Genomic DNA, 20,454 nt, shown 5'->3' with positions numbered 1-20,454 from the left:
CCGTGACCGAACCGCAACAGCCCGACCCAGCGCCCGACACGGACACCGCCGCCGGATCCGCGGCACGCCACGCCACCCGCTCGCAACGCGTCTTCCTCGTCCTGGCGGCGATTCTCGTCGTCCTCCTCGGCGCCGGCATCGCCACCCAGGTGCGCACCACCGACACCGGTGACGCCCTCGACTCGGCGCGCCCCGCGGACCTGCTCGTACTGCTCGACAGTCTCAACCGCCGCGAAGCCGCTCTCCGCCAGGAGATCACCGAACTCGAGCGCACGCTCTCGAGTCTCGAACAGGAAGGCTCGGAAGCGGCACTCGAGGAGGCCCGGGCGCGCCTGTACACGCTGTCGGTGCAGCTCGGCACCGAACCCGCCACCGGACCCGGAGTGGTTCTCACCGTCGACGATCCGCGCGAAGGCGTCGGATCGGAGGTGCTGCTCGACATGATCCAGGAGCTGCGCGCGGCGGGTGCCGACACGATGCAGATCGCCGGGGCGAACGGGGAGACCGTGCGCATCGGGGTCGATTCCTGGGTCACCGGACCGGGCGGCGACATCGTCGTCGACGACCGCCGACTCGACGCTCCGTACGCCGTCACCGCCATCGGCGACGGACCGACGCTCGCCGCCGCGTTGAACATTCCCGGCGGAGTGGTCGACACGGTCGCCCGTGCGGGCGGATCATTGTCCGTGGAACAGTCTCCGCAGGTGGAGGTGTCCGCCTTGCGGGAGATCGAGCCACGCCAATACTCTCAGCCCGGTAACTGAATCCGACGTTCCGGTCGAACGTCGTCTCCGAAAGGACCAGTCTTGACCGATTTCGCGACACCCGAGGATCTGCGGTACACCCCCGAGCACGAGTGGGTGCGCAGGACGGGCGCGACGACCGTGCGCATCGGGATCACCGACTACGCACAGTCCCAACTCGGCGACGTGGTCTTCGTGCAGCTGCCCGAGTCGGGCGCCGAGATCGCCGCCGGAGAGTCCTTCGGAGAGGTCGAGTCCACCAAGAGCGTGTCGGACGTGTTCGCGCCCCTGACCGCGAAGGTGACCGCCGTCAACACGGAACTCGACGCGAATCCCGAACTGGTGAACAGCAGCCCGTACGAGGACGGCTGGCTCGTCGACGTGGAGGTCGGCAGCGAGAGCGACCTCGACGAGGCCCTCGCGCAGACGCTCGACGCAGAAGGTTACCGCGGGATCACGGAAGGCTGACGGACCCGACAGGTAACGTGACCGCGACTGTCTGCGTCAGTACCCCCGCGCGGGGTACGGTCGGATATGGCGTGTGCCGTGTCGGACCTGAACGGGGCGAACGAATCAGCGACCGCCCGGGATCACCCGGGTGGTCGAACGGATAAGGAGAAACGGTGAGCGAGAACGGCAACGCGGGCTACGAGGAGACTCCTGCAGAGACCACTTCGGTATTTCGCGCCGACTTCCTGAACGAAGTGGAAGGCGCAGGCTCGGCCACCACCGAAGCGCCCGTCTCGGGTGTCGAGGGCCTGCCCGCCGGATCGGCGCTGCTGGTGGTCAAGCGGGGGCCCAACGCAGGATCGCGCTTCCTGCTCGACCAGCCCACCACCTCGGCGGGCCGGCATCCCGACAGCGACATCTTCCTCGACGACGTGACCGTCAGCCGTCGGCACGCCGAGTTCCGCCAGGACGAGGGCGAATTCCAGGTCGTCGACGTGGGAAGCCTCAACGGCACCTACGTCAACCGCGAGCCGGTCGACTCCGCCGTCCTCGCGAACGGCGACGAGGTGCAGATCGGCAAGTTCCGGCTGGTGTTCCTGACCGGTCCGCGAGGTAACCAGGGCGCAGGTAGCTGATGACCGCGGCCCGCCAGCCGGCGCCGGCCGGAATGTCGATCGGGTCGGTGCTCGACCGCCTGCGTCCGGAGTTCCCGGACGTGACGATCTCGAAGATCCGGTTCCTCGAGGCCGAGGGACTGATCAGCCCGGAACGCACCCCCTCGGGCTACCGACGCTTCTCGATCGCCGACTGCGAGCGTCTGCGGTACGTGCTCACCGCGCAGCGCGATCAGTACCTTCCGCTCAAGGTGATCAAGGAGCAGCTCGAGGCCATCGACCGCGGCGCCGCCACGGTGGGATCGGTCGAGACCCGGCTCACCCGGCCGCGCCCGCTGGCGGTCGCCCGTGGCGAAGTGTCGCCGGAGGATCTGCGCACCGACCGCGAGATCCGGGTGAGCCGCGACGATCTGTGCACGCGTGCAGGGATCGACGCGGCCTTCCTCACCGAGTTGGTGGGGGCGGGCCTGGTCAAGCCGGGTCCGGCCGGTTTCTTCGACGAGGACGCGGTGCTGCTCGCCCGTACGGCGAAGGCGATGGCGGAGTTCGGTCTCGAGGTTCGGCATCTGCGGGCATTCAAGCTCGCCGCCGACCGCGAGGCCGCGCTCGTCGCGCAGATCGCCGGCCCGATCGCGAAGGGCCGCGACGCGGGGGCGCGGCAGCGCGCCGAGGAGATGGTGCGCGAATTGGCGGCACTGTCGTTGACGTTGCACACGTGCCTGGTGAAGGCGGCGGTGCAGGGGGCACTCGACCGCTGACGTGACGCATTCGTCGCCGATCGCGACCACGGACCCTCCGTCGGGTGGTGACCTACGGCACCTGACGGATGCGCTGGAGGACACTAGAATTCCAGGCAGTACCTGTCGGGTGGTCCCACCACCGACGAGCAGCAGGACGGAGGCATCGCGATGAGCGAGATGCGGATAGTAGGGATTCGTATCGAACAGCCGCAGAACCAGCCTGTCCTCCTGCTGCGGGAGGTCGACGGCGATCGGTATCTGCCGATCTGGATCGGGCAGAACGAAGCGACCGCCATCGCCCTCGAACAGCAGGGGGTCGAACCGGCGCGGCCGCTGACCCACGACCTGATCAAGAACCTCCTCGAGGCGTTCGGTCACAACCTGCGCGAGGTGCGCATCGTCGACCTGCGCGAGGGGACGTTCTACGCGGATCTGGTCTTCGACGGAGGGATGCGCGTGTCCTGCCGGCCCTCCGACGGGGTGGCGGTGGCCTTGCGCATCGGCGCACCGGTCCACGTCGAGGAACCGGTACTCACCGAGGCGGGACTGGTCATGCCCGACGAGCGGGAGGACGAGGTCGAGAAGTTCAAGGAGTTCCTCGATTCCGTCTCGCCCGACGATTTCAAGGCGACGGACGGCTGAAACGCCGTCCGTTCGCACGGCGGCGAGCGTTGACGCGCGCGTCGGCCGTAACGGTAGTAATGTCGAACGTTGCCTTCCGGTCGGCGTGTTGCAGCCCAGCGCCCAACACCGGAGCGTACGCTGAGTTGATCCGCCAGGGATGACTCGGTGAGCCTGGGAGCGCTCGATGATCGGATGTGGTCGGGGGGATCCGCCAATCGATCGTTGCGAGGCAGAACTGGGCGCGCGAGAGGGAGTCAGTAGTGCGAGATCGGACGAAGGGACAGCCACTCGGCGTCGATTCCGGCGATCGCTCGAATCCGGCGCCGCGGACGAACGAGACCGACGAGATCCAACCGGGCCTGTTTCCGGACAACTCGGTGCCCGACGAGCTCGTCGGCTACCGGGTGCCCATCGCCTGCCAGATCGCGGGTATCAGCTACCGCCAGCTCGACTACTGGGCCCGCACGAATCTGGTCGTACCGTCCATCCGCGGGGCTGCCGGTTCCGGTAGCCAACGGCTGTACTCGTTCAAGGACATCCTCGTCCTCAAGATCGTCAAGCGCCTGCTCGACACCGGCGTTTCGCTGCAGAACATCCGCGTCGCCGTCGACCATCTCCGCAGCCGTGGGGTGGGCGACCTCGCGAAGATCACTCTCTTCTCCGACGGCACCACCGTCTACGAATGTACGTCGCCCGAAGAGGTCGTCGACCTGCTGCAGGGCGGGCAGGGCGTCTTCGGGATCGCGGTGAGCGGCGCGATGCGCGAGCTCACCGGCAGCATCGCCGATTTCCCCGCCGAACGCGCCGACGGTGGCGGCGTCGAGGAACGCCCCGAGGACGAACTGGCGTCGCGTCGCCGCGAACGCATCAACCGCCGCATCGGCTGACCACACCACCGATCATCTCTGCTGATTCAGCTCTACCGCCTGCGGCACTTTCCGCACCTGCGGTATTTCGACCCCCGCGACGTGTTCTAGACTCGAAGACGCGTCGCCATCACGCGGGAGAGACCCGGACACCGAGCCGGGCGCCGAAGGAGCAGCACCTCCCCGTCAATCTCTCAGGCAACCGGGACCGCGTGAGCTCCGACGTCTCTGGAAAGCGGCGGGAGCACCCGCCCGCCCACGGGGAAAGGCTCTGGCCGGCCGAATCTCTCAGGCGCTCGCTCCGCGAGCTCACGACAGAGGGGGAGGAACCACCTCGCGCGACCGCGCGCACGTGGACCTCGCCGACCAGCCCGGGAGCTGCGATGACAGATGCCGTCACCTCGAACTTCGCCGATCGCCACATCGGCCCCGACACCGCCGGCCTGAACCGGATCCTCGACGTCGTCGGAGTCGATTCCCTCGACGCCCTCGCCACCGCCGCGGTGCCGGCCGCCATCCTCGACGACCGTGCGGACAACGTGCCGACCGGCCTCGACGTCCTCGACGCGCCCCGCTCCGAGCACGACGTACTCGCCGAACTGAAGGCACTGGCGTCGCAGAACACCGTGGCGACGTCGATGATCGGTCACGGCTACTACGACACGCTCACGCCGCCCGTGCTGCTGCGCAACATCATCGAGAACCCCGCCTGGTACACGGCCTACACCCCCTACCAGCCGGAGATCAGCCAGGGACGCCTCGAGGCGCTGCTGAACTTCCAGACCATGGTCGCCGACCTGACCGGCATGGAGATCGCGAACTCGTCGATGCTCGACGAGGCCACCGCCGCCGCCGAGGCGATGACCCTGCTGCGCCGCGCGAACCGCAAGTCCAAGAGCCCGCGCGTGGTCGTCGACGCCGACCTGTTCACGCAGACCGCCGCGGTGCTGGCGACCCGCGCCGAACCGCTCAACATCGAGATCGTCACCGTCGACCTCGCCACCGACGGACTGCCCGAGGGCGAGTTCTTCGGTGTGATCCTGCAGGTGCCCGGCGCCTCGGGCCGCATCATCGACGCTGCTCCGATCATCGCGGCGGCCCACGACCGCGGGGCGCTCGTCGCCGTCGGCGCCGACCTGCTGGCCATGACCCTGATCACCCCGCCCGGGGAGCAGGGCGCCGACGCGTGCTTCGGCACCACCCAGCGGTTCGGTGTGCCGATGGGCTTCGGTGGGCCGCATGCCGGCTACCTCGCCGTCGGCAACGCTCATACCCGCACCCTGCCCGGCCGTCTCGTCGGTGTCTCGGTGGACGCGGACGGCAGCCCGGCCTACCGCCTCGCGTTGCAGACCCGTGAGCAGCATATCCGCCGCGAGAAGGCCACCAGCAACATCTGCACCGCCCAGGTGCTCCTCGCCGTGCTCGCGGCCATGTACGCCTCGTACCACGGAGCCGAAGGCCTCACCGGCATCGCCCGCCGCGTCGCCGGGCACGCCCGTCGTCTCGCCGACGGTCTACGCGCCGGCGGCGTCGAGGTGGTGCACGACGAGTTCTTCGACACCGTCCTGGTGCGCGTCCCGGGGCGGGTCGATGCCGTGCTCGCCGCCGCCCTCGAGGCCGGCATCAACCTGTACCGGGTCGACGACGATCACGTGTCGATCTCGTGCGACGAGGCGACCACCGCGGCGCATGTCGACGCGGTCCTGGGTGCCTTCGGTGTCACCGCCGGTGAGGCCGCCGAGGGAACGGCGCTGCCGCAGGCCCTTGCTCGCACGAGCGAGTTCCTGCAGCACGAGGCGTTCACTCGCTACCGCACCGAGACCGCGATGATGCGGTATCTGCGGCGTCTGTCCGACAAGGATCTCGCCCTCGACCGGACGATGATTCCCCTGGGCTCGTGCACGATGAAGCTCAACGCTGCCGCCGAGATGGAGGCCATCACCTGGCCCGAGTTCGCGGGTCTGCATCCCTTCGCTCCGGCGGACCAGACGGCCGGCATCCGCCGTCTCATCGCCGACCTGGAGGGCTGGCTCGCCGCGGTGACGGGTTACGACGCCGTGAGCCTGCAGCCCAACGCGGGCAGCCAGGGCGAGTACGCGGGCCTGCTCGCGATCCGCCACTACCACCTCGACCGTGGCGACACCGATCGGGACATCTGCCTCATCCCGTCGAGCGCGCACGGCACCAACGCCGCGTCCGCCGTGATGGCGGGCATGCGTGTCGAGGTCGTCGCGTGCCGCCCGAACGGCGACGTCGATCTCGACGACCTGCGTGCCAAGATCACCGACCACGGTGCGCGTCTGGCCGCGATCATGATCACCTATCCGTCGACGCACGGTGTCTACGAGCACGACATCGCCGACATCTGCGGTGCGGTGCACGACGCCGGCGGTCAGGTGTACATCGACGGCGCCAACCTCAACGCTCTCGTGGGTCTGGCGCGGCCGGGCAAGTTCGGTGGCGATGTGAGCCACCTGAACCTGCACAAGACGTTCTGCATCCCGCACGGTGGCGGCGGTCCGGGTGTCGGCCCGATCGGTGTCCGCTCGCATCTGGCCCCGTATCTGCCGGGTCACCCGGCGGAGCCGGGACTCGGGGGAGCGGGACCGGTCTCGGCGGCACCCTACGGGTCGGCGTCGATCCTGCCGATCACCTGGGCGTACATCAAGATGATGGGTGCCGAGGGACTGCGTCGCGCGTCGCTGACGGCGATCGCGTCGGCGAACTACATCGCGCGTCGTCTCGACGAGTATTTCCCGGTGCTGTACACGGGGGAGACCGGCATGGTCGCCCACGAGTGCATCCTCGATCTGCGGCCGCTGACGAAGGCGACGGGGGTGACGGTCGACGACGTCGCGAAGCGTCTGGCCGACTACGGTTTCCACGCGCCGACGATGAGCTTCCCGGTGGCCGGCACCCTCATGGTCGAACCCACCGAGAGCGAGGACATCGCCGAACTCGACGCGTTCATCGACGCGATGATCTCGATCCGTGAGGAGATCGACCGCGTCGGGGCAGGGGAGTGGCCGGTGGAGGACAACCCGCTGCGCGGGGCTCCGCACACCGCGGAATGCCTGGTGGGTGAGTGGAACCACCCGTACTCGCGGGAGATCGCGGTGTTCCCGATGGGGAAGAGCCGGGCCAAGGTCTGGCCGGCGGTGCGGCGTATCGACGGCGCTCACGGCGACCGGAATCTGGTGTGCTCGTGCCCGCCGTTGGAGGCGTACAGCGGCTGATGCCGGGGATGGCCGACGGACGGGTCCGTCGGCCATCTTCATCAGTGGCATAACTCCGGACCAGACGGAAACCATAGAAATACCGAATTACCCCCCCGCTTCAGCACCAATCTCACTAAGCCCAGGAGAACGGGACGTCAGTTCGCGGCGGTCAGCTCGAGGATGGAGACCTCCGGTGGGGTGCCCACCCGCACGGGCGGTCCCCACGCGCCGGTGCCCTGGGACGTGTAGATCTGTGTGTCGCCGAAGCGGTCCAGTCCGGTGACAGTGGGGTTGGCGAGGGAGACGAACGGTCGCAGCGGCCACATCTGCCCGCCGTGGGTGTGCCCGGAGAGTTGCAGGTCGACTCCGAGCTCGCGGGCCTCGTCGATGTGCCGCGGCTGGTGGGCGGCGAGGATCACCGGGGTACCGTCCGCGATACCGTCGAGGGCGGCGGGCATGTCGGGGTGGTGGGGTTCGGTGGCGGTGTAGTCGTGGACGCCGGCGAGCGCGACGACGTCGCCGTCGCGCTCGAGGACGACATGGTCGTTGCGCAGGGTGCGTACACCGAGCGTCTCCCAGTGGTTCAGCCACGATTCGGCGTCGTCGGAGTAGTACTCGTGGTTGCCGCTGACGCCGTACACCCCGAGCGGGGCCTGCAGCTGCCGGAGCGGTTCGAGATCGGAGCCGACGAGTTCGACGGTGCCGTCGGCGAGGTCGCCGCCGAACACGATCAGGTCGGGTTGCTCCTCGGCGACGAGGTCGACGACACGTTGCACGAAGTCGGCTCCGCGGGCGGGTCCGACGTGCAGGTCGGTGACGAGCGCGATGCGGGTGCCGTCGAAGCCGGCGGGCAGGTCCTGCAGGGCGACGGGCACAGTGACGATCCGCGGCCGGTCGGCCTCGATCGTGCCGTATCCGACGGCGGCGACCGCGGCCACGACGAGCACGGCGGTCGCGATACGCAGCCTCCGTCGCGGGGTCTCGACGGTGCCGTCGTCGGTGGTCGGCCGGGGTTGCCCGCGTCGGGTGAGGCGGGCGACGAGCAACCCGACTCCGATGAGCAGGAGCCCGAGCATCAGGTACAGCACCACCGCCAACCAACTCCAGCCGAGGAACCCGATGGGGCGGGCCCAGGCAGGATCGAGCACCGTGCCCACCCCGGAGGCGCCGAGCGTGAGCACGAACAGGACGACGAGGACGAGGTCGGCGGCGAGTGCGGCCGGTCGCGGCAGGCCGGGTGCCCGGACGAGTCGTCGATGCAGCAGATAGGTGAGGAGGGCAAGGAAGACCCCCACGACGAGAAGTCGGAGCACGTCAGGACGTCAGCTTTCGGAGGAGGTCGGTGAGATCGGCCGGGTCGGTGGTGTCGACGACGGTGAGGCTGCCGTCGGTGGCTTCGGCGGCCTGCTCGAGGACGGGGTCGGTGCGGTCGCCGAGGACGACGACGTCGATCCGCACGGGGGTCTCGGGGGACGAGAGTTCATCGATCGCGGCGCGCAGGTCGCGGGCGGCTGCTTCGTCGGGGTCGTCGCTGTCGACGACGACGAGTACGGAGTTCGGTCGGCCCGGGTCGTAGTTGTCGACGGCGTCGCGGTAGGCGGCGGTGAGAGTGGCATAGACGGGTTCGCGGTCGACGAGATCGATGTCGTCGAGGATCGAGGACATCGCCGCGCGCTTGGCTGCGGTGAGCCCGTCGCGGATGACGGCGACGCGGTGTCCCTCGGGAGTGTCGGCGAAGACGTACATGCCCATCACCGAGTTGATGGAGGCGCGACGCATGGCCTCGCGCAGGGCGCCTGCGGTCGCGGTGAGGCGGGTGCCGTCGCCGGCGGAGGTGCCCATGGAGGTGGAGGTGTCGACGACCATCGTGACCTTGCGCGGGGACACCGGGGCGAGACGCAGTGCGACGAGGACGTCGTCGACGGTGGGGTCGGCGGGGGCGAGGACGGTGTCGACGCGGGGCAGCGGAAGTTCCCCGGCGGGTTCGGGGACGGCGTCGGCGGTGCGGAAACCGTGGGCGGTGAGGATGCCGGCCTGCTCGGGGCGCCGCGCGTAGTCGGTGAACTCCGCGGCGGCGCGGGCGAGCGTCTCGTCGACCCAGGGGGCGTCGACGACGGCCGTGGGGAAGTCGACGACGGGCGCGACGCCGATCGGCAGGTGGCCGGTGAGGCCGCGGACCTGCCCGTCTGTGAGGGCGCGGTGCAGTTGCTGTTCGATGACCGGCACGGCGTGGATCGGGGCCGCGGTGTCGGGGTGGGCGCCGAGCGCCGCGAGGGTGTCGGCGGTGGTACCGACCGCGCCGAGGGTGTCGGCGCCGAGGGCGAGGGTGCTCACGGCGGTGATGGCGGCGGGGGTGGCGGCCTGTTCGAGGGTGACCGGTCCGGCGCCGATGCCGGTGGTGGCGGCGGTGACGGCTTCGAGGGCGAGGGTGGTGGCGTGGGTCTCGGTGCCGGTGGGCAGGGCGAGGGCGAGGGTGCCCCAGATGTCGAGTCCGCTCTCGCGCATGGCGGCGGGGTCGTTCTGGAGTCGGGGCAGGTCCTGCCAGCGGACGGTGGCGGTGGTGAGGGCGCGGCCGAGGTCGGTGGGGACGGCGAGCACGACCGGGGAGGTGGCGAGGGATCGGGGGTGCCGTCGATGGCGTCGGCGGCGCGGGCGCTCATGCGGGTGTCGAGGGGTACCCACAGGGCGGGTTCGGGGCCGAGCGCCGGGTCCCAGGTGTCGGTGCCGAGGGTGTCGGCGGCGGCGAGGCTGTCGACGGCGGTGATCTCGGCCGTGACGCAGTGGTCGCGGATGACGCGGACGCCGCCGTCGGTCCATTGTTCGGCGAGTTCGGTGAGGGCGGGGGCGATGAGGGGGTCGGCGGCGATGTGCAGGACGGTGTCGCCTTCGACGCAGGTTTCGGCGGCGGCGGTGGCCTGGTTGTCGATGTTGTCGCGGAGGCGGAACCAGCCGAGGACGGCGAGCAGGGCGAGTACTACGCCTACGGCGACCACGATGACGCTGGTGCTGATTCCTCGTCGTCCGCTGCCGCGATGTCGCCCGCTCACGTCGTGTCCGCCTCGTTTCGTTCGTCGATCCGATGGTCGAGTCTAGTGAGGGGCCGGATGTGATCCGGCTCCGCCGCGCGGTGCGGGGACGGGCAGGGCCCCGATCCGGTGTGGATCGGGGCCCTGTGGTGTCGGTGTGCGGGTCAGGCGTACTTGGCCTTGTACTCGCGGCGACGGCGGTGCAGGATCGGCTCGGTGTAGCCGCTGGGCTGCGTGGTGCCTTCGAGGATGAGTTCCTTGGCGGCCTGGAAGGCGATGCTGTCGTCGAAGTTCGGGGCGAGCGGCCGGTAGCCGGGGTCGCCTTCGTTCTGCCGGTCGACGACGGGGGCCATGCGCTCGAGGGAGGCGACGACGTCGTCGGCGGTGACGACGTCGTGGCGGATCCAGTTGGCGAGGAGCTGGCTGGAGATGCGCAGGGTGGCGCGGTCCTCCATGAGCGCGACGTCGTGGATGTCGGGGACCTTGGAGCAACCGACGCCCTGGTCGATCCAGCGCACGACGTAGCCGAGGATGGACTGGCAGTTGTTGTCGAGTTCCTCGCGCTTCTCCTCGTCGGACCAGTTGGGGTTCTCGGCGAGGGGGATGGTGAGAATGTCGTCGACGGTGGCGCGGCTCTTGCCCTTGAGCTCGTTCTGGACCGCGAAGACGTCGACCTCGTGGTAGTGGGTGGCGTGCAGGGTGGCGCCGGTGGGTGAGGGCACCCAGGCGGTGTTGGCGCCGGCCTTGGGCTGGCCGATCTTCTGCTCGACCATGTCGCGCATGAGGTCGGTCATGGCCCACATGCCCTTGCCGATCTGGGCCTTGCCCTGCAGGCCGCAGGCGAGGCCGGTGTCGACGTTCCAGTCCTCGTAGGCGGCGATCCAGCGCTGCTGCTTCATGGCGGCCTTGCGGACGACGGGTCCGGCCTCCATGGAGGTGTGGATCTCGTCGCCGGTGCGGTCGAGGAAGCCGGTATTGATGAACACCACGCGGTCGGAGGCGGCCTGGATGCAGGCGGCGAGGTTGACGGTGGTGCGTCGCTCCTCGTCCATGATGCCGACCTTGAGGGTGTTGGTGGGCAGGGAGAGGACCTCTTCGACGCGGCCGAACAGTTCGGTGGTGAAGGCGGATTCCTCGGGGCCGTGCTGCTTGGGCTTGACGATGTAGATCGAGCCGGTGCGGCTGTTGGCGAGCGGGCCGTGGTCCTCGTCGATGTGCAGGCCGTGGATGGCGCACAGGCTGGTGATGAGCGCGTCGAGGATGCCTTCGGGGACCTCGTTGCCGTCGCGGTCGAGGATGGCGGGGTTGGTCATGAGGTGCCCGACGTTGCGGACGAACAGCAGGGAGCGGCCGTGCAGTTCGAGGTCGCTGCCGTCGAGGGCGGTGTAGACGCGGTTCGGGTTCAGCTTGCGGGTGAGGGTCTTGCCGCCCTTGTCGAAGGATTCGGACAGGTCGCCGCGGTTGAGGCCGAGCCAGTTGCGGTAGCCGACGACCTTGTCGTCGGCGTCGACGGCGGCGACGGAGTCCTCGAAGTCCATGATGGTGGTGACGGCGGATTCGAGGACGACGTCCTTGACGCCGGCGGCGTCGGTGCTGCCGATGGGGGACTCGGGGTCGATCTGGATCTCGATGTGCAGACCGTGGTTGCGCAGCAGCACCGAGGAGGGGGTGGCCTTGTCGCCGAGGTAGCCGACGAGCTTGTCGGGCTGGGCGAGTCCGGTGACGGTGCCGCCCTCGAGGGTGACCTTCAGTTCGGTGCCGTCGATGCTGTAGCCGGTGGAGTCGGCGTGCGAGCCCTGCGCGAGGGGTGCGGCCTTGTCGAGGAAGTCGCGGGCCCAGGCGATGACCTTGTCGCCGCGGACCTTGTTGTAGCCGGTGCCCTTCTCGGCGCCGCCCTCTTCGGGGATGACGTCGGTGCCGTAGAGCGCGTCGTAGAGCGATCCCCAGCGCGCGTTGGAGGCGTTGAGCGCGAAGCGGGCGTTGAGGACGGGCACGACGAGCTGCGGACCGGCGGTCTCGGCGATCTCGGTGTCGACGTTCTCGGTGCCGATGGTGAACGGTTCGGGGGCGGGGACGAGGTAGCCGATCTCTTCGAGGAAGGCCTTGTAGGCGACCGGGTCGTGGGGCTGTCCGGCGCGGTCGCGGTGCCAGCCGTCGATCTTGGCCTGGAGATCGTCACGCTTGGCGAGCAGTGCCCGGTTCTTGGGGGCGAGGTCGTGGACGATCTTGTCGGCACCCGCCCAGAAGGTGTCCGCGTCGACCCCACTGCCGGGGATGGCCTCGTTGTTGACGAAGTCGTAGAGAACCTGCGCGATCTGGAGTCCGCCGACCTGCACGCGTTCTGTCATCACCCTCACTCTTTCCGGTTGCTGTGCGGCCGGAAACGTCCCGGCCGCACGGAATCGTCGATTATGTTACCCGCCAGTAGTAACGGACGCAGTGGTTCTGTGCGTCTGCAGGGCGGTACATCGATTCACCAGCTCTTCTCTCAGAGCTGCGGCGCGACGGGTGAGCGCCGACTGCTCGCGGACGTACTGTGCGCGTCCGGCGGCAGTCTCGATCCTGATGGGCGAGTAGCCGTAGTCCTCGAGATCATACGGGCTCGCCCGCATGTCCAATTCACGGGCTGCGGACGCGTGTCGCAGGCACCGCACCGTCAGCTCCGAATCGGTCAACGGCAGCAGCTTGTACGCCCACTTGTACAGATCCATGCCGGCGTGCAGGCAGCCGGGTTGCTCGCTGTGTACCTGCTGGTCGCGGGTCAGTTCGGTGGCGTTGCGTGGAACGGCGTCGGGGGTGAAGAACCGGAACGCATCATAATGGGTGCATCGGAGCTGCATTGATTCCACCACCGCGTCGGTCCCGGCGTGACCGAGCCGCAACGGCACCGACGAATGCCGCACCCCGCCGGCTCCCGCCCGGTACACCATCGCCCACTCGTGCAACCCGAAGCAGCCGAGCTGCGGCGGCCGGGAGGCGGTCGCGGTGAGCAGCCCGGCCACGAAGTCGACGGTGTCGGCGCGCCGGTCGAGCACCTCCCGGGCCACCCGCATCCCCGGCTGCCCGTCGACGGTGACCCGCTCGTAGCCGGGATGGTCGCGGTAGTCACGCGCCGCGGCCGCGCCGAGCAGCACGGTGCCGTAGCCGGGATGCCAGCGCCGCAGCTGACTCGGCCGCAGGCTGTAGTAGGTGAACAGGAAGTCGTGCACCGGATGGGCGCGGCCGGCGGCGCGTCGCTCGAGATGCCCGGCGAGCAGCTCGTCCACGACGGCGTGGTGCGCGTCGCGCCGCGCGGTCCACTCGGTCTCGGGGAGGACCACCGCGCGGTCGGTCACGGACGGGGAGCGGGTCATGGTTCTCGTTCGGTCGATCGGGGTGCGGTCGTGCGGGGGCGGTTGCCCAGCGGATCCGCGACCCGGTGGGTGGCGTCGCGGACCGTCCCGACGAACTCTTCCACGAGGTCCTCGAGCGCGACGATTCCCCGCAGTGTTCCGGTGGTGTCGATCACTCCGGCCAGATGCGCGTTGCTGCGGCGCAGCGCGGCCAGCGCCTCGTCGAGACCGTCGGCGATCCCGATAGTCGGCAGCGCCCGGATCGCCGCGGCGGGGATGAGGGTCTCGGGACCGGTGGACTGCTCCCGCACGAGGTCGAGCACGTCCTTGATGTGGATGTAGCCGGTGATCGTGCCGTCGGGTCGACGGGTGGGATACCGGGAGAAACCGGTGGTGGTGACCGCGTGCTCGACGTCGCCGAGCGTCGGGCCCGCATCGGTGTGCGGGACGGTGCGCACCCGAGCGAGCGGGATCATCACGTCGGCGACGGTGCGGTTGCCGGTGGCCAGGGCGCGGGTGAGGCGCTTGTGCTCCTCCTCGTCGAGCAGTCCTTCGGAGCGGGATTCGCCGATCATCTCGGTCAGCTCCACAGCGGAGACGGAGGTGTCGAGTTCGTCCTTCGGGTCGATGTGCGCCGCGCGGAGGGTGGCGTTGGCACACAGGTTGTAGAAGGCGATGACCGGCCGGGCGGGTCGCATGAACCACAGGTGGATCGGCACGAGCAGCATCGCGGCGCGTTCCGGGCCGGCGATGGCGATGTTCTTCGGCACCATCTCGCCGAGCAGGATGTGCAGCACCACCACGATGGTCAGGCCGATGGTGAACGCGATGGGGTGCAGCAACGCGTCGGGCACCCGGGCCGCGTGCAACGGCACCTCGATCAGGTGTGCGATGGCCGGTTCGGCGACGCGGCCGAGCAGGATCGAGCAGATCGTGATGCCGAGCTGGGAGCCGGCGAGCATGAGCGAGAGGTGTTCGCCGGCGTGGATGACGGTGCGGGCGCGGGTCTTGCCCTGGGCGAGCAGCGTCTCGAGCCGGTCGCGGCGGACGGTGATGAGGGAGAACTCGGCGCCGACGAAGAAGGCGTTGCCGGCGAGCAGCAGCACGGCGAGGACGATCCCGAACCAGTCGCTCATCGCTGCTCACCACCCTCGTCGGTGGCCGCGGTGTCGTCACTGTCGTCCATGCCGTGACTGTCGTCCCTGCCGTCGCCGTCGGGGTTCTCGGGGTCGGGGGCGGCGCCGGGTACGAGCAGCACCCGGTCGATGCGGTGCCCGTCCATCTCGAGGATGCGCGCGTACCAGGTGAGGTCGCGTTCGCCGCGGCGCAGCGGCAGCTGGATCTCGTCGTCGACCTCGGGGATGCGGCCGAGTTCGGTGAGGATCAGCCCGGCGAGGGTCTCGTAGTCGCCGTCGGGGGCGCGGTAGCCGGTGAGCTGGGCGAGCTCGTCGGTGCGCAGCAGACCCGTGCACGACCAGCCCTCTCCTTCGCGGTGGGCGTCGAGTTCGGTCTCGTCGTGTTCGTCGCGGACGTCGCCGACGATCTCCTCGACGAGGTCCTCCATGGTGATCAGTCCGGCGGTGCCGCCGTATTCGTCGACGACGAGCGCGACCTGCATGCCGTCCGAACGCACCCGTTCCATGACGGTGTCGCCGTCGAGGCTGGACGGCACGGTGGGTACGCGGCGGGCGAGGGCGCCGACGGCGGTGGTGCCGCGCGCCGGGCCGGGCACGGTGAACGCGTGCTTGACGTGCACGACGCCGAGCGGGGCGTCGAGGTCGCCGTCGACGATCGGGAAGCGGGAGTAGCCGGTGCGGGCGGACAGTTCGATGAGGTCGAGGACGGTGGCGTTGCGGTCGAGGCTCTCGACGGTGCTGCGCGGGGTCATGAGGTCCTCGGCGGTGCGGTCCCCGAACTGCAGGGAGCGGTAGACGAGGCGGGCGGTGTGCTCGTCGAGGGTGCCGCTGCGGGCCGAGGCGCGCACCAGCGAACCGAGTTCCTGCGGGGAGCGCGCCGAGCGCAGTTCCTCGGCCGGTTCGATGCCGAAGCGCCGCACGATGTGATTGGCGGCGCCGTTGAGTCCGAGGATCGCCCAGCGGAACAGCAGGGAGAAGGCCAGTTGGAGACCGGCGGTGGCGCGGGCGGTGCCCATGGGCCGGGCGATGGCGATGTTCTTGGGGACCAGTTCGCCGAAGACCATGGAGAAGGACGTGGCGATGAGCAGCGCGAGGACCAGCGAGGTGGTCGAGGCGACGGAGGTGCTCAATCCGATCGCGTCGAACAGCGGGGTGAAGAACTGCGCGAGGATCGGTTCGGCGAGATAGCCGGTGATCAGTGTGGTGATGGTGATGCCGAGCTGGGCGCCGGACAGCTGGAACGACAGGGTGCGGTGTGCGTGCTGGACCTGCCGGGCGCGACGGTCGCCGTCGTGGGCGTGCGCGTCGACGGCGCTGCGTTCGAGGGCGGTCAGGGAGAACTCGGCGGCGACGAACAGGGCGGTGCCTGCGGTGAGCGCCACGAAGCCGAGGAGGGCGACGATATCGAGCAGGACGGACATCAGGGGCGGTCCTGCCGGGCGGGGTGGAGGCCGGGGTGGTGACCCGGCCCGATAGAGGATCCTTCCGGCCCGGAGTCGCACTCCGTGCAGGGGGAGGAGGTGTCGGGCGGTGGGGTGGCTGTGGGTGCCGCGGGCACCGGTGTCCTCTCGTCGGGTCCGGTCGCGGACGGTGTCCGCCTGCCGGAAGTGGTTTCGACGGGTACCGATTCTACTGAGGGTGGTTGCCGTGTGTCGCGGTGCCGGTGACGACGCGGCGCCTACGGTGGGGATCGAGCAGGTGTCCCGGTGGAACGAAGGAGCGTGGATGAGCGGCGGCGAGGGTCCGGAACACGGTGGCGGCGAGCGGGTGCCGAGCCGGTGGGAGGAGATCGTGGCGGAGAATCCGGCGCATTCGTCGTGGTACGTCGAACGGTTCCGTGCGATGGTCGCCCGGGGGCAGGACACCGTCGGGGAGGCCCGGTTGATCGATGCGATGGTGCCGCGTGGGGCGCGGATCCTCGACGCCGGGTGCGGGCCGGGCCGGCTCGGCGGTTATCTGCATCGGGCCGGGCACAGTGTGGTCGGGGTGGATGTCGATCCGGTGCTGATCGCGGCGGCGGAGGAGGATCATCCGGGGCCGAGGTGGCTGGTGGGGGATCTGGCCGAGCTGGATCTGCCGGCCCGCGGTGTCGACGCCGATTTCGATGTGATCGTGTGCGCGGGGAATGTGATGACCTTCGTGGCGCCGTCGACCCGGGTGGCGGTGCTGCGCAATTTCGCGGCGCATCTGGCGTCGCAGGGCCGGGTGGTGATCGGTTTCGGGGCGGGCCGTGAGTATCCGTTCGAGGAGTTCTTCGCCGACGTGCAGCAGGCGGGTCTGGCGGTGCAGGTGCGGTTGTCGACCTGGGATCTGCGGCCGTTCAGCGACGACGCGGAGTTTCTGGTGGCGGTGCTGGGGCGGGCGTAGCCGCGGCGTCGGCGGGGGTGTCGGCGGCCTGGGCGCGGGAGAGCGCCACGGTGGTCACGAGCATCACGACGACGGCGGCGCCGACGAGGATCCGTCCGGGGCCGTCGGTGCGCAGGTGTTCGCCGAGCACGGTCATGCCGAGCACGATCGCGGCGAGCGGTTCGCCGACGGTCAGGGCGGGCAGCGATGCGGTGAGCGATCCGGCCTGGAAGGCGCGTTGCTGCAGGTAGATCGCGGCGGCGCCGGCGGCGACGAGTGTCCAGGTCTGCCACGAGCCGAGCAGTTGCGGGATGCCGTGTTCGGCGAGGTCGGTGACGTGTTTGGTGAACGCGCTGGTCACGCCGTAGAGGATGCCTGCGGCGATCCCGAACGACAGTGCCCGCAGTCGCGGGGAGAGCACGGCGACGACGACGGCGGCGGCGGTGACGGCGAGCACCGCTCCGAGCGGCAGCGCCCAGCGGACGGCGGCGGCATCTCCGGTGCCTTCGCTGGGGTTGCCGACGAGCAGGAAGATCGCCAGCGCCGCGCACAGTGCGCCGGCGAGCAGCCAGGTGGTGCGGGTGACGCGGCGGCCGGTAGTGGCGGCGGCGAGCGGCAACGCGAACAGCAGTGACGCGACGAGCAGGGGCTGGACGAGCAGCACCGATCCGAAGACGAGCGCGATGACCTGCAGCACGTAGCTGCCGCCGTCGCCGAGGATGCCCGCCCACCAGCGGGGGCTGCGCAGCAGCGAGCCGACGAAGGAGTCGGTGTCGGGCACGGCAGCGGCCGAGCTCTGTTGCGCGACACTGCCGACCGCGATGAGCGCGGCGGCGGCGAGCGCGCACAGGACGGCGACTGCCGTGCCCGTCATCGGGTCAGGCCTGCACTTCGGAGCGGTCCCCGCTCCACAGGGTGTGGAACTTGCCGGGGCGGTCGGTGCGTTCGTAGGTGTGGGCACCGAAGAAGTCGCGCTGGCCCTGGGTGAGGGCGGCGGGCAGCCGGTCGGCGCGCAGCCCGTCGTAGTAGGACAGCGACGACGCGAAGGCCGGGACGGGGATGCCGAGCTGGGTGGCGGTGACCACGACGCGTCGCCAGCTGTCGATGCCGATCTCGATGGCGTCGCGGAAGTACGGCGCGAGGATCAGACTGGGCAGGGCCGGGTCGGCGTCGTAGGCCTCCTTGATGCGGTTGAGGAACTGGGCGCGGATGATGCAGCCGCCGCGCCAGATCGTCGCGAGCGCGGCGCGGTCGACGTTCCAGCCGTATTCGGCGCTGCCGGCGGCGATCTGGTCGAAGCCCTGCGCGTAGGCGACGATCTTCGACGCGTACAGGGCGGCGCGGATGTCCTCGGTGAACTGCGCGGCGTCGGTGGGGGCGGCGCCGAGGTTGCCGGCGGCGAGGCCGCGGGCGGCGGCGCGCTGGTCGCGGGAGCCGGACAGGGCGCGGGCGAAGACGGCTTCGGCGATGCCGGTGACGGGCACGCCGAGGTCGAGGGCGGCCTTGACGGTCCAGCGGCCGGTGCCCTTCTGTTCGGCGGCGTCGACGATGACGTCGACGAGGGGTTTGCCGGTGGCGGCGTCGGTCTGGCGCAGCACCTCGGCGGTGATCTCGATGAGGTAGGACTCGAGGGTGCCGGTGTTCCAGTCGGCGAAGACGTCGGCGATCTGCCCGGCGTCGTAGCCGAGGGCGTCGCGCAGCAGGTGGTAGGCCTCGCCGATGAGCTGCATGTCGGCGTATTCGATGCCGTTGTGCACCATCTTCACGAAGTGGCCGGCGCCGTCGGGGCCGATGTGGGTGCAGCAGGGGGTGCCGTCGACCTGGGCGGCGATGGTTTCGAGCAGCGGGCCGAGCGCCTCGTACGATTCGGCGGGGCCGCCGGGCATGATGGACGGGCCGTTGAGGGCGCCTTCCTCGCCGCCGGAGATGCCGGCGCCGACGAAGTGCAGGCCGCGGGCGCGCAGGGCGGCTTCGCGGCGGATGGTGTCGGTGTAGAGGGCGTTGCCGCCGTCGATGATGATGTCGCCGGGTTCCATCGCGTCGGCGAGCTCGTTGATGACCGCGTCGGTGGCGTCGCCGGCCTTGACCATGATCAGGACGCGGCGCGGCTTCTCTAGGGCGGCGACGAATTCGTCGATGGTTTCGGTGCGGACGAAGGTGCCGTCGCTGCCGTGCTCGGCGAGCAGCGCGTCGGTCTTGGCGATGCTGCGGTTGTGGAGGGCGACGGTGTAGCCGTTGCGGGCGAAGTTGCGGGCGATGTTCGAGCCCATCACGGCCAATCCGGTCACGCCGATCTGGGCCTGCGGTGTTTCGGTGCGTTCGACGGTCATGGTCTACAGCTTCCCCCGAAACGGGGGCCGATCGAAATCGGGGCGGGCCGAACGGTGCGGCGTGTCGCGGCTCAGAGGCCGAGCAGCAGGGACAGTTCGGTGAGCCAGGGCACCGCCACGGCGATGGTGGGTACGACGAGGATGGCGGCGGCGGCGGTGTAGGCGGCGGCGGAAATGCCGAGGCTGGGGCCCGGTCCGGTGAGGCGCTGCACGCGCAGCACGGTGCTCGGTCCGCCGACGGCGAGGGCGCCGGTGGGGGTGTGGGCGCCGGCGCAGGCGACGAGGGCGCGGGCCAGCGGTGCGGGGCCGGTCTTGCGGACGGCGGAGTCGTCGGCGAGCAGCTCGACGAGCAGTTTGACCGAGCCGAGCGCCGATCCGGAGCGCACGACGCGGGGGAACGCTTCGTAGACGGCGGTGAACGCCTCGAGGATGAGGTCGTGGCGGGCGCGCAGGTGGGAGTGTTCGTGGCGCAGGATCGCGCGTAGTTCGTCGTCGCCGAGGTTGTCGAGGGTGCCTTCGCTGAGCACCACCCGGTGCCGCAGCCCGGGCAGGCAGTAGGCGATGGGGTCGGCGGTGTCGAGGATCCGCACGTGTGGGTGGTGGCGGACGGCGGCGCCGCTCTCGCGGCGGTCGAGCAGGTCGACGAGCATGCGGTGGCGGGAACGGCGGCGGCGGGTGCGTACCGCGACGCGCAGCATGGAGAAGGTCAGGCGGGCACCGATGAACACGGTGAGGGCGAAGACGATGACGTAGGTCAGCCACAGGGGCAGGCCGAGGGCGTCGATCTCTTCGAGGGGGCCGGTGGTGGGTCGGCCGTCGGCGCCGGGCGCGAGGAGGCGGGCGGCGATGGCCAGGCCGCAGGAGAACGCGGAGAGCACCGCTGCCAGGGCCACGGACTGCCACAGCACGAGGGCGGCCCGGGGGTTGCGGTGCGGCCAGGTGGCGCGGGCGAGCAGCCCCGGCACCGGACCGGCGAGGAGAAGCGCTGTGGTTCCGAAGAACAGCGCCGTGGTCGCGTTCATGACATCG

At 70.0% G+C, this 20,454-nt stretch carries 18 protein-coding genes and 1 riboswitch; of the genes, 9 read left to right on the top strand and 9 right to left on the bottom strand.

All coding sequences use genetic code 11. The annotated features are described in order from the left end of the window. The first annotated feature begins 2 nt into the window (after positions 1-2). The 7 genes from U9J23_RS13290 (at position 3) to gcvP (ending at position 7,273) form a co-directional block, all read left to right on the top strand. On the top strand, positions 3-764 hold the full coding sequence (locus U9J23_RS13290) for a DUF881 domain-containing protein (RefSeq protein ID WP_230825444.1): 762 nt from the start codon (positions 3-5) through the stop codon (positions 762-764). A 42-nt stretch (positions 765-806) separates the two neighbouring features. Then, on the top strand, positions 807-1,211 hold the full coding sequence (gene gcvH, locus U9J23_RS13285; protein WP_059384134.1) for a glycine cleavage system protein GcvH: 405 nt from the start codon (positions 807-809) through the stop codon (positions 1,209-1,211). Positions 1,212-1,366: 155 nt separating this feature from the next. Beyond that, positions 1,367-1,828, top strand: a complete 462-nt coding sequence (gene garA / locus U9J23_RS13280; RefSeq protein WP_006552746.1) for a glycogen accumulation regulator GarA — start codon at positions 1,367-1,369, stop codon at positions 1,826-1,828. Further along, the gene (gene ftsR, locus U9J23_RS13275; protein ID WP_085470271.1) at positions 1,828-2,565 is read left to right on the top strand and encodes a transcriptional regulator FtsR; all 738 of its coding nucleotides are present in this window, start codon (positions 1,828-1,830) and stop codon (positions 2,563-2,565) included. The genes garA and ftsR overlap by 1 nt, the downstream gene beginning before the upstream one ends. Positions 2,566-2,715: 150 nt before the next feature. Beyond that, the gene (locus tag U9J23_RS13270; protein ID WP_059384135.1) at positions 2,716-3,189 is read left to right on the top strand and encodes a bifunctional nuclease family protein; all 474 of its coding nucleotides are present in this window, start codon (positions 2,716-2,718) and stop codon (positions 3,187-3,189) included. A gap of 242 nt (positions 3,190-3,431) precedes the next feature. After that, entirely contained in the window at positions 3,432-4,058 is a 627-nt protein-coding gene (locus U9J23_RS13265) for a MerR family transcriptional regulator (RefSeq protein WP_016694271.1), read from the top strand. Positions 4,059-4,162: 104 nt separating this feature from the next. Next, a riboswitch (glycine riboswitch) is annotated at positions 4,163-4,258 on the top strand. 162 nt (positions 4,259-4,420) lie between these two features. After that, positions 4,421-7,273 (top strand): aminomethyl-transferring glycine dehydrogenase, encoded by a 2,853-nt coding sequence (gene gcvP / locus U9J23_RS13260; RefSeq protein ID WP_326598289.1) that lies wholly within the window; start codon positions 4,421-4,423, stop codon positions 7,271-7,273. A gap of 137 nt (positions 7,274-7,410) precedes the next feature. Here the strand turns inward: gcvP and U9J23_RS13255 are convergent, their stop codons facing one another. After that, positions 7,411-8,568 (bottom strand): metallophosphoesterase, encoded by a 1,158-nt coding sequence (locus U9J23_RS13255; RefSeq protein WP_326598288.1) that lies wholly within the window; start codon positions 8,566-8,568, stop codon positions 7,411-7,413. 1 nt (position 8,569) lies between these two features. Continuing rightward, positions 8,570-9,853, bottom strand: coding sequence for a hypothetical protein (locus U9J23_RS13250; protein ID WP_326598287.1), 1,284 nt, complete (start codon positions 9,851-9,853; stop codon positions 8,570-8,572). 182 nt (positions 9,854-10,035) lie between these two features. Between U9J23_RS13250 and U9J23_RS13245 the strand changes: the two genes are divergently transcribed. After that, a complete protein-coding gene (locus U9J23_RS13245; protein ID WP_326598286.1) occupies positions 10,036-10,365 on the top strand; it encodes a hypothetical protein in 330 nt (109 codons plus the stop codon). Between the two features lie 80 nt (positions 10,366-10,445). On the opposite strand, the gene U9J23_RS13240 is transcribed toward U9J23_RS13245, so the two are convergent. The 4 genes from U9J23_RS13240 to U9J23_RS13225 all read right to left on the bottom strand — a co-directional run bounded on the left by U9J23_RS13240 (position 10,446) and on the right by U9J23_RS13225 (position 16,170). Further along, the gene (locus U9J23_RS13240; RefSeq protein ID WP_059384139.1) at positions 10,446-12,629 is read right to left on the bottom strand and encodes a malate synthase G; all 2,184 of its coding nucleotides are present in this window, start codon (positions 12,627-12,629) and stop codon (positions 10,446-10,448) included. A 66-nt stretch (positions 12,630-12,695) separates the two neighbouring features. Next, positions 12,696-13,634: a hypothetical protein gene (locus tag U9J23_RS13235; RefSeq protein ID WP_059384140.1), complete on the bottom strand. Its 939-nt coding sequence runs from the start codon at positions 13,632-13,634 to the stop codon at positions 12,696-12,698. Continuing rightward, positions 13,631-14,749: a hemolysin family protein gene (locus U9J23_RS13230; RefSeq protein WP_059384141.1), complete on the bottom strand. Its 1,119-nt coding sequence runs from the start codon at positions 14,747-14,749 to the stop codon at positions 13,631-13,633. The genes U9J23_RS13235 and U9J23_RS13230 overlap by 4 nt, the downstream gene beginning before the upstream one ends. After that, complete coding sequence (locus U9J23_RS13225) at positions 14,746-16,170, bottom strand: hemolysin family protein (protein ID WP_059384142.1); 1,425 nt, start codon at positions 16,168-16,170, stop codon at positions 14,746-14,748. Before U9J23_RS13225 ends, U9J23_RS13230 begins: the two co-directional genes overlap by 4 nt. Before the next feature lie 304 nt (positions 16,171-16,474). On the opposite strand from U9J23_RS13225, the gene U9J23_RS13220 reads away from it, so the two are divergent. Next, positions 16,475-17,116, top strand: a complete 642-nt coding sequence (locus U9J23_RS13220; RefSeq protein ID WP_059384196.1) for a class I SAM-dependent methyltransferase — start codon at positions 16,475-16,477, stop codon at positions 17,114-17,116. On the opposite strand, the gene U9J23_RS13215 is transcribed toward U9J23_RS13220, so the two are convergent. The 3 genes from U9J23_RS13215 to U9J23_RS13205 form a co-directional block, all read right to left on the bottom strand. Beyond that, positions 17,070-17,969 carry a DMT family transporter gene (locus tag U9J23_RS13215; RefSeq protein ID WP_059384143.1) on the bottom strand — a complete coding sequence of 300 codons (900 nt, stop codon included), beginning with the start codon at positions 17,967-17,969 and terminating at the stop codon, positions 17,070-17,072. The two genes, U9J23_RS13220 and U9J23_RS13215, sit on opposite strands and share 47 nt — an antisense overlap. A gap of 4 nt (positions 17,970-17,973) precedes the next feature. After that, on the bottom strand, positions 17,974-19,425 hold the full coding sequence (gndA, locus tag U9J23_RS13210; protein ID WP_059384144.1) for an NADP-dependent phosphogluconate dehydrogenase: 1,452 nt from the start codon (positions 19,423-19,425) through the stop codon (positions 17,974-17,976). Between the two features lie 71 nt (positions 19,426-19,496). Next, positions 19,497-20,447, bottom strand: coding sequence for a M56 family metallopeptidase (locus tag U9J23_RS13205; RefSeq protein WP_059384145.1), 951 nt, complete (start codon positions 20,445-20,447; stop codon positions 19,497-19,499). Positions 20,448-20,454 lie beyond the last annotated feature (7 nt).

Source organism: Rhodococcus sp. PD04 (genome assembly GCF_035918275.1).
GTDB classification, from domain to species: domain Bacteria; phylum Actinomycetota; class Actinomycetes; order Mycobacteriales; family Mycobacteriaceae; genus Rhodococcus; species Rhodococcus rhodochrous.
Note: the sequence above shows the minus strand (reverse complement) of the source record. Positions and strands in the feature narration are given on the sequence as shown.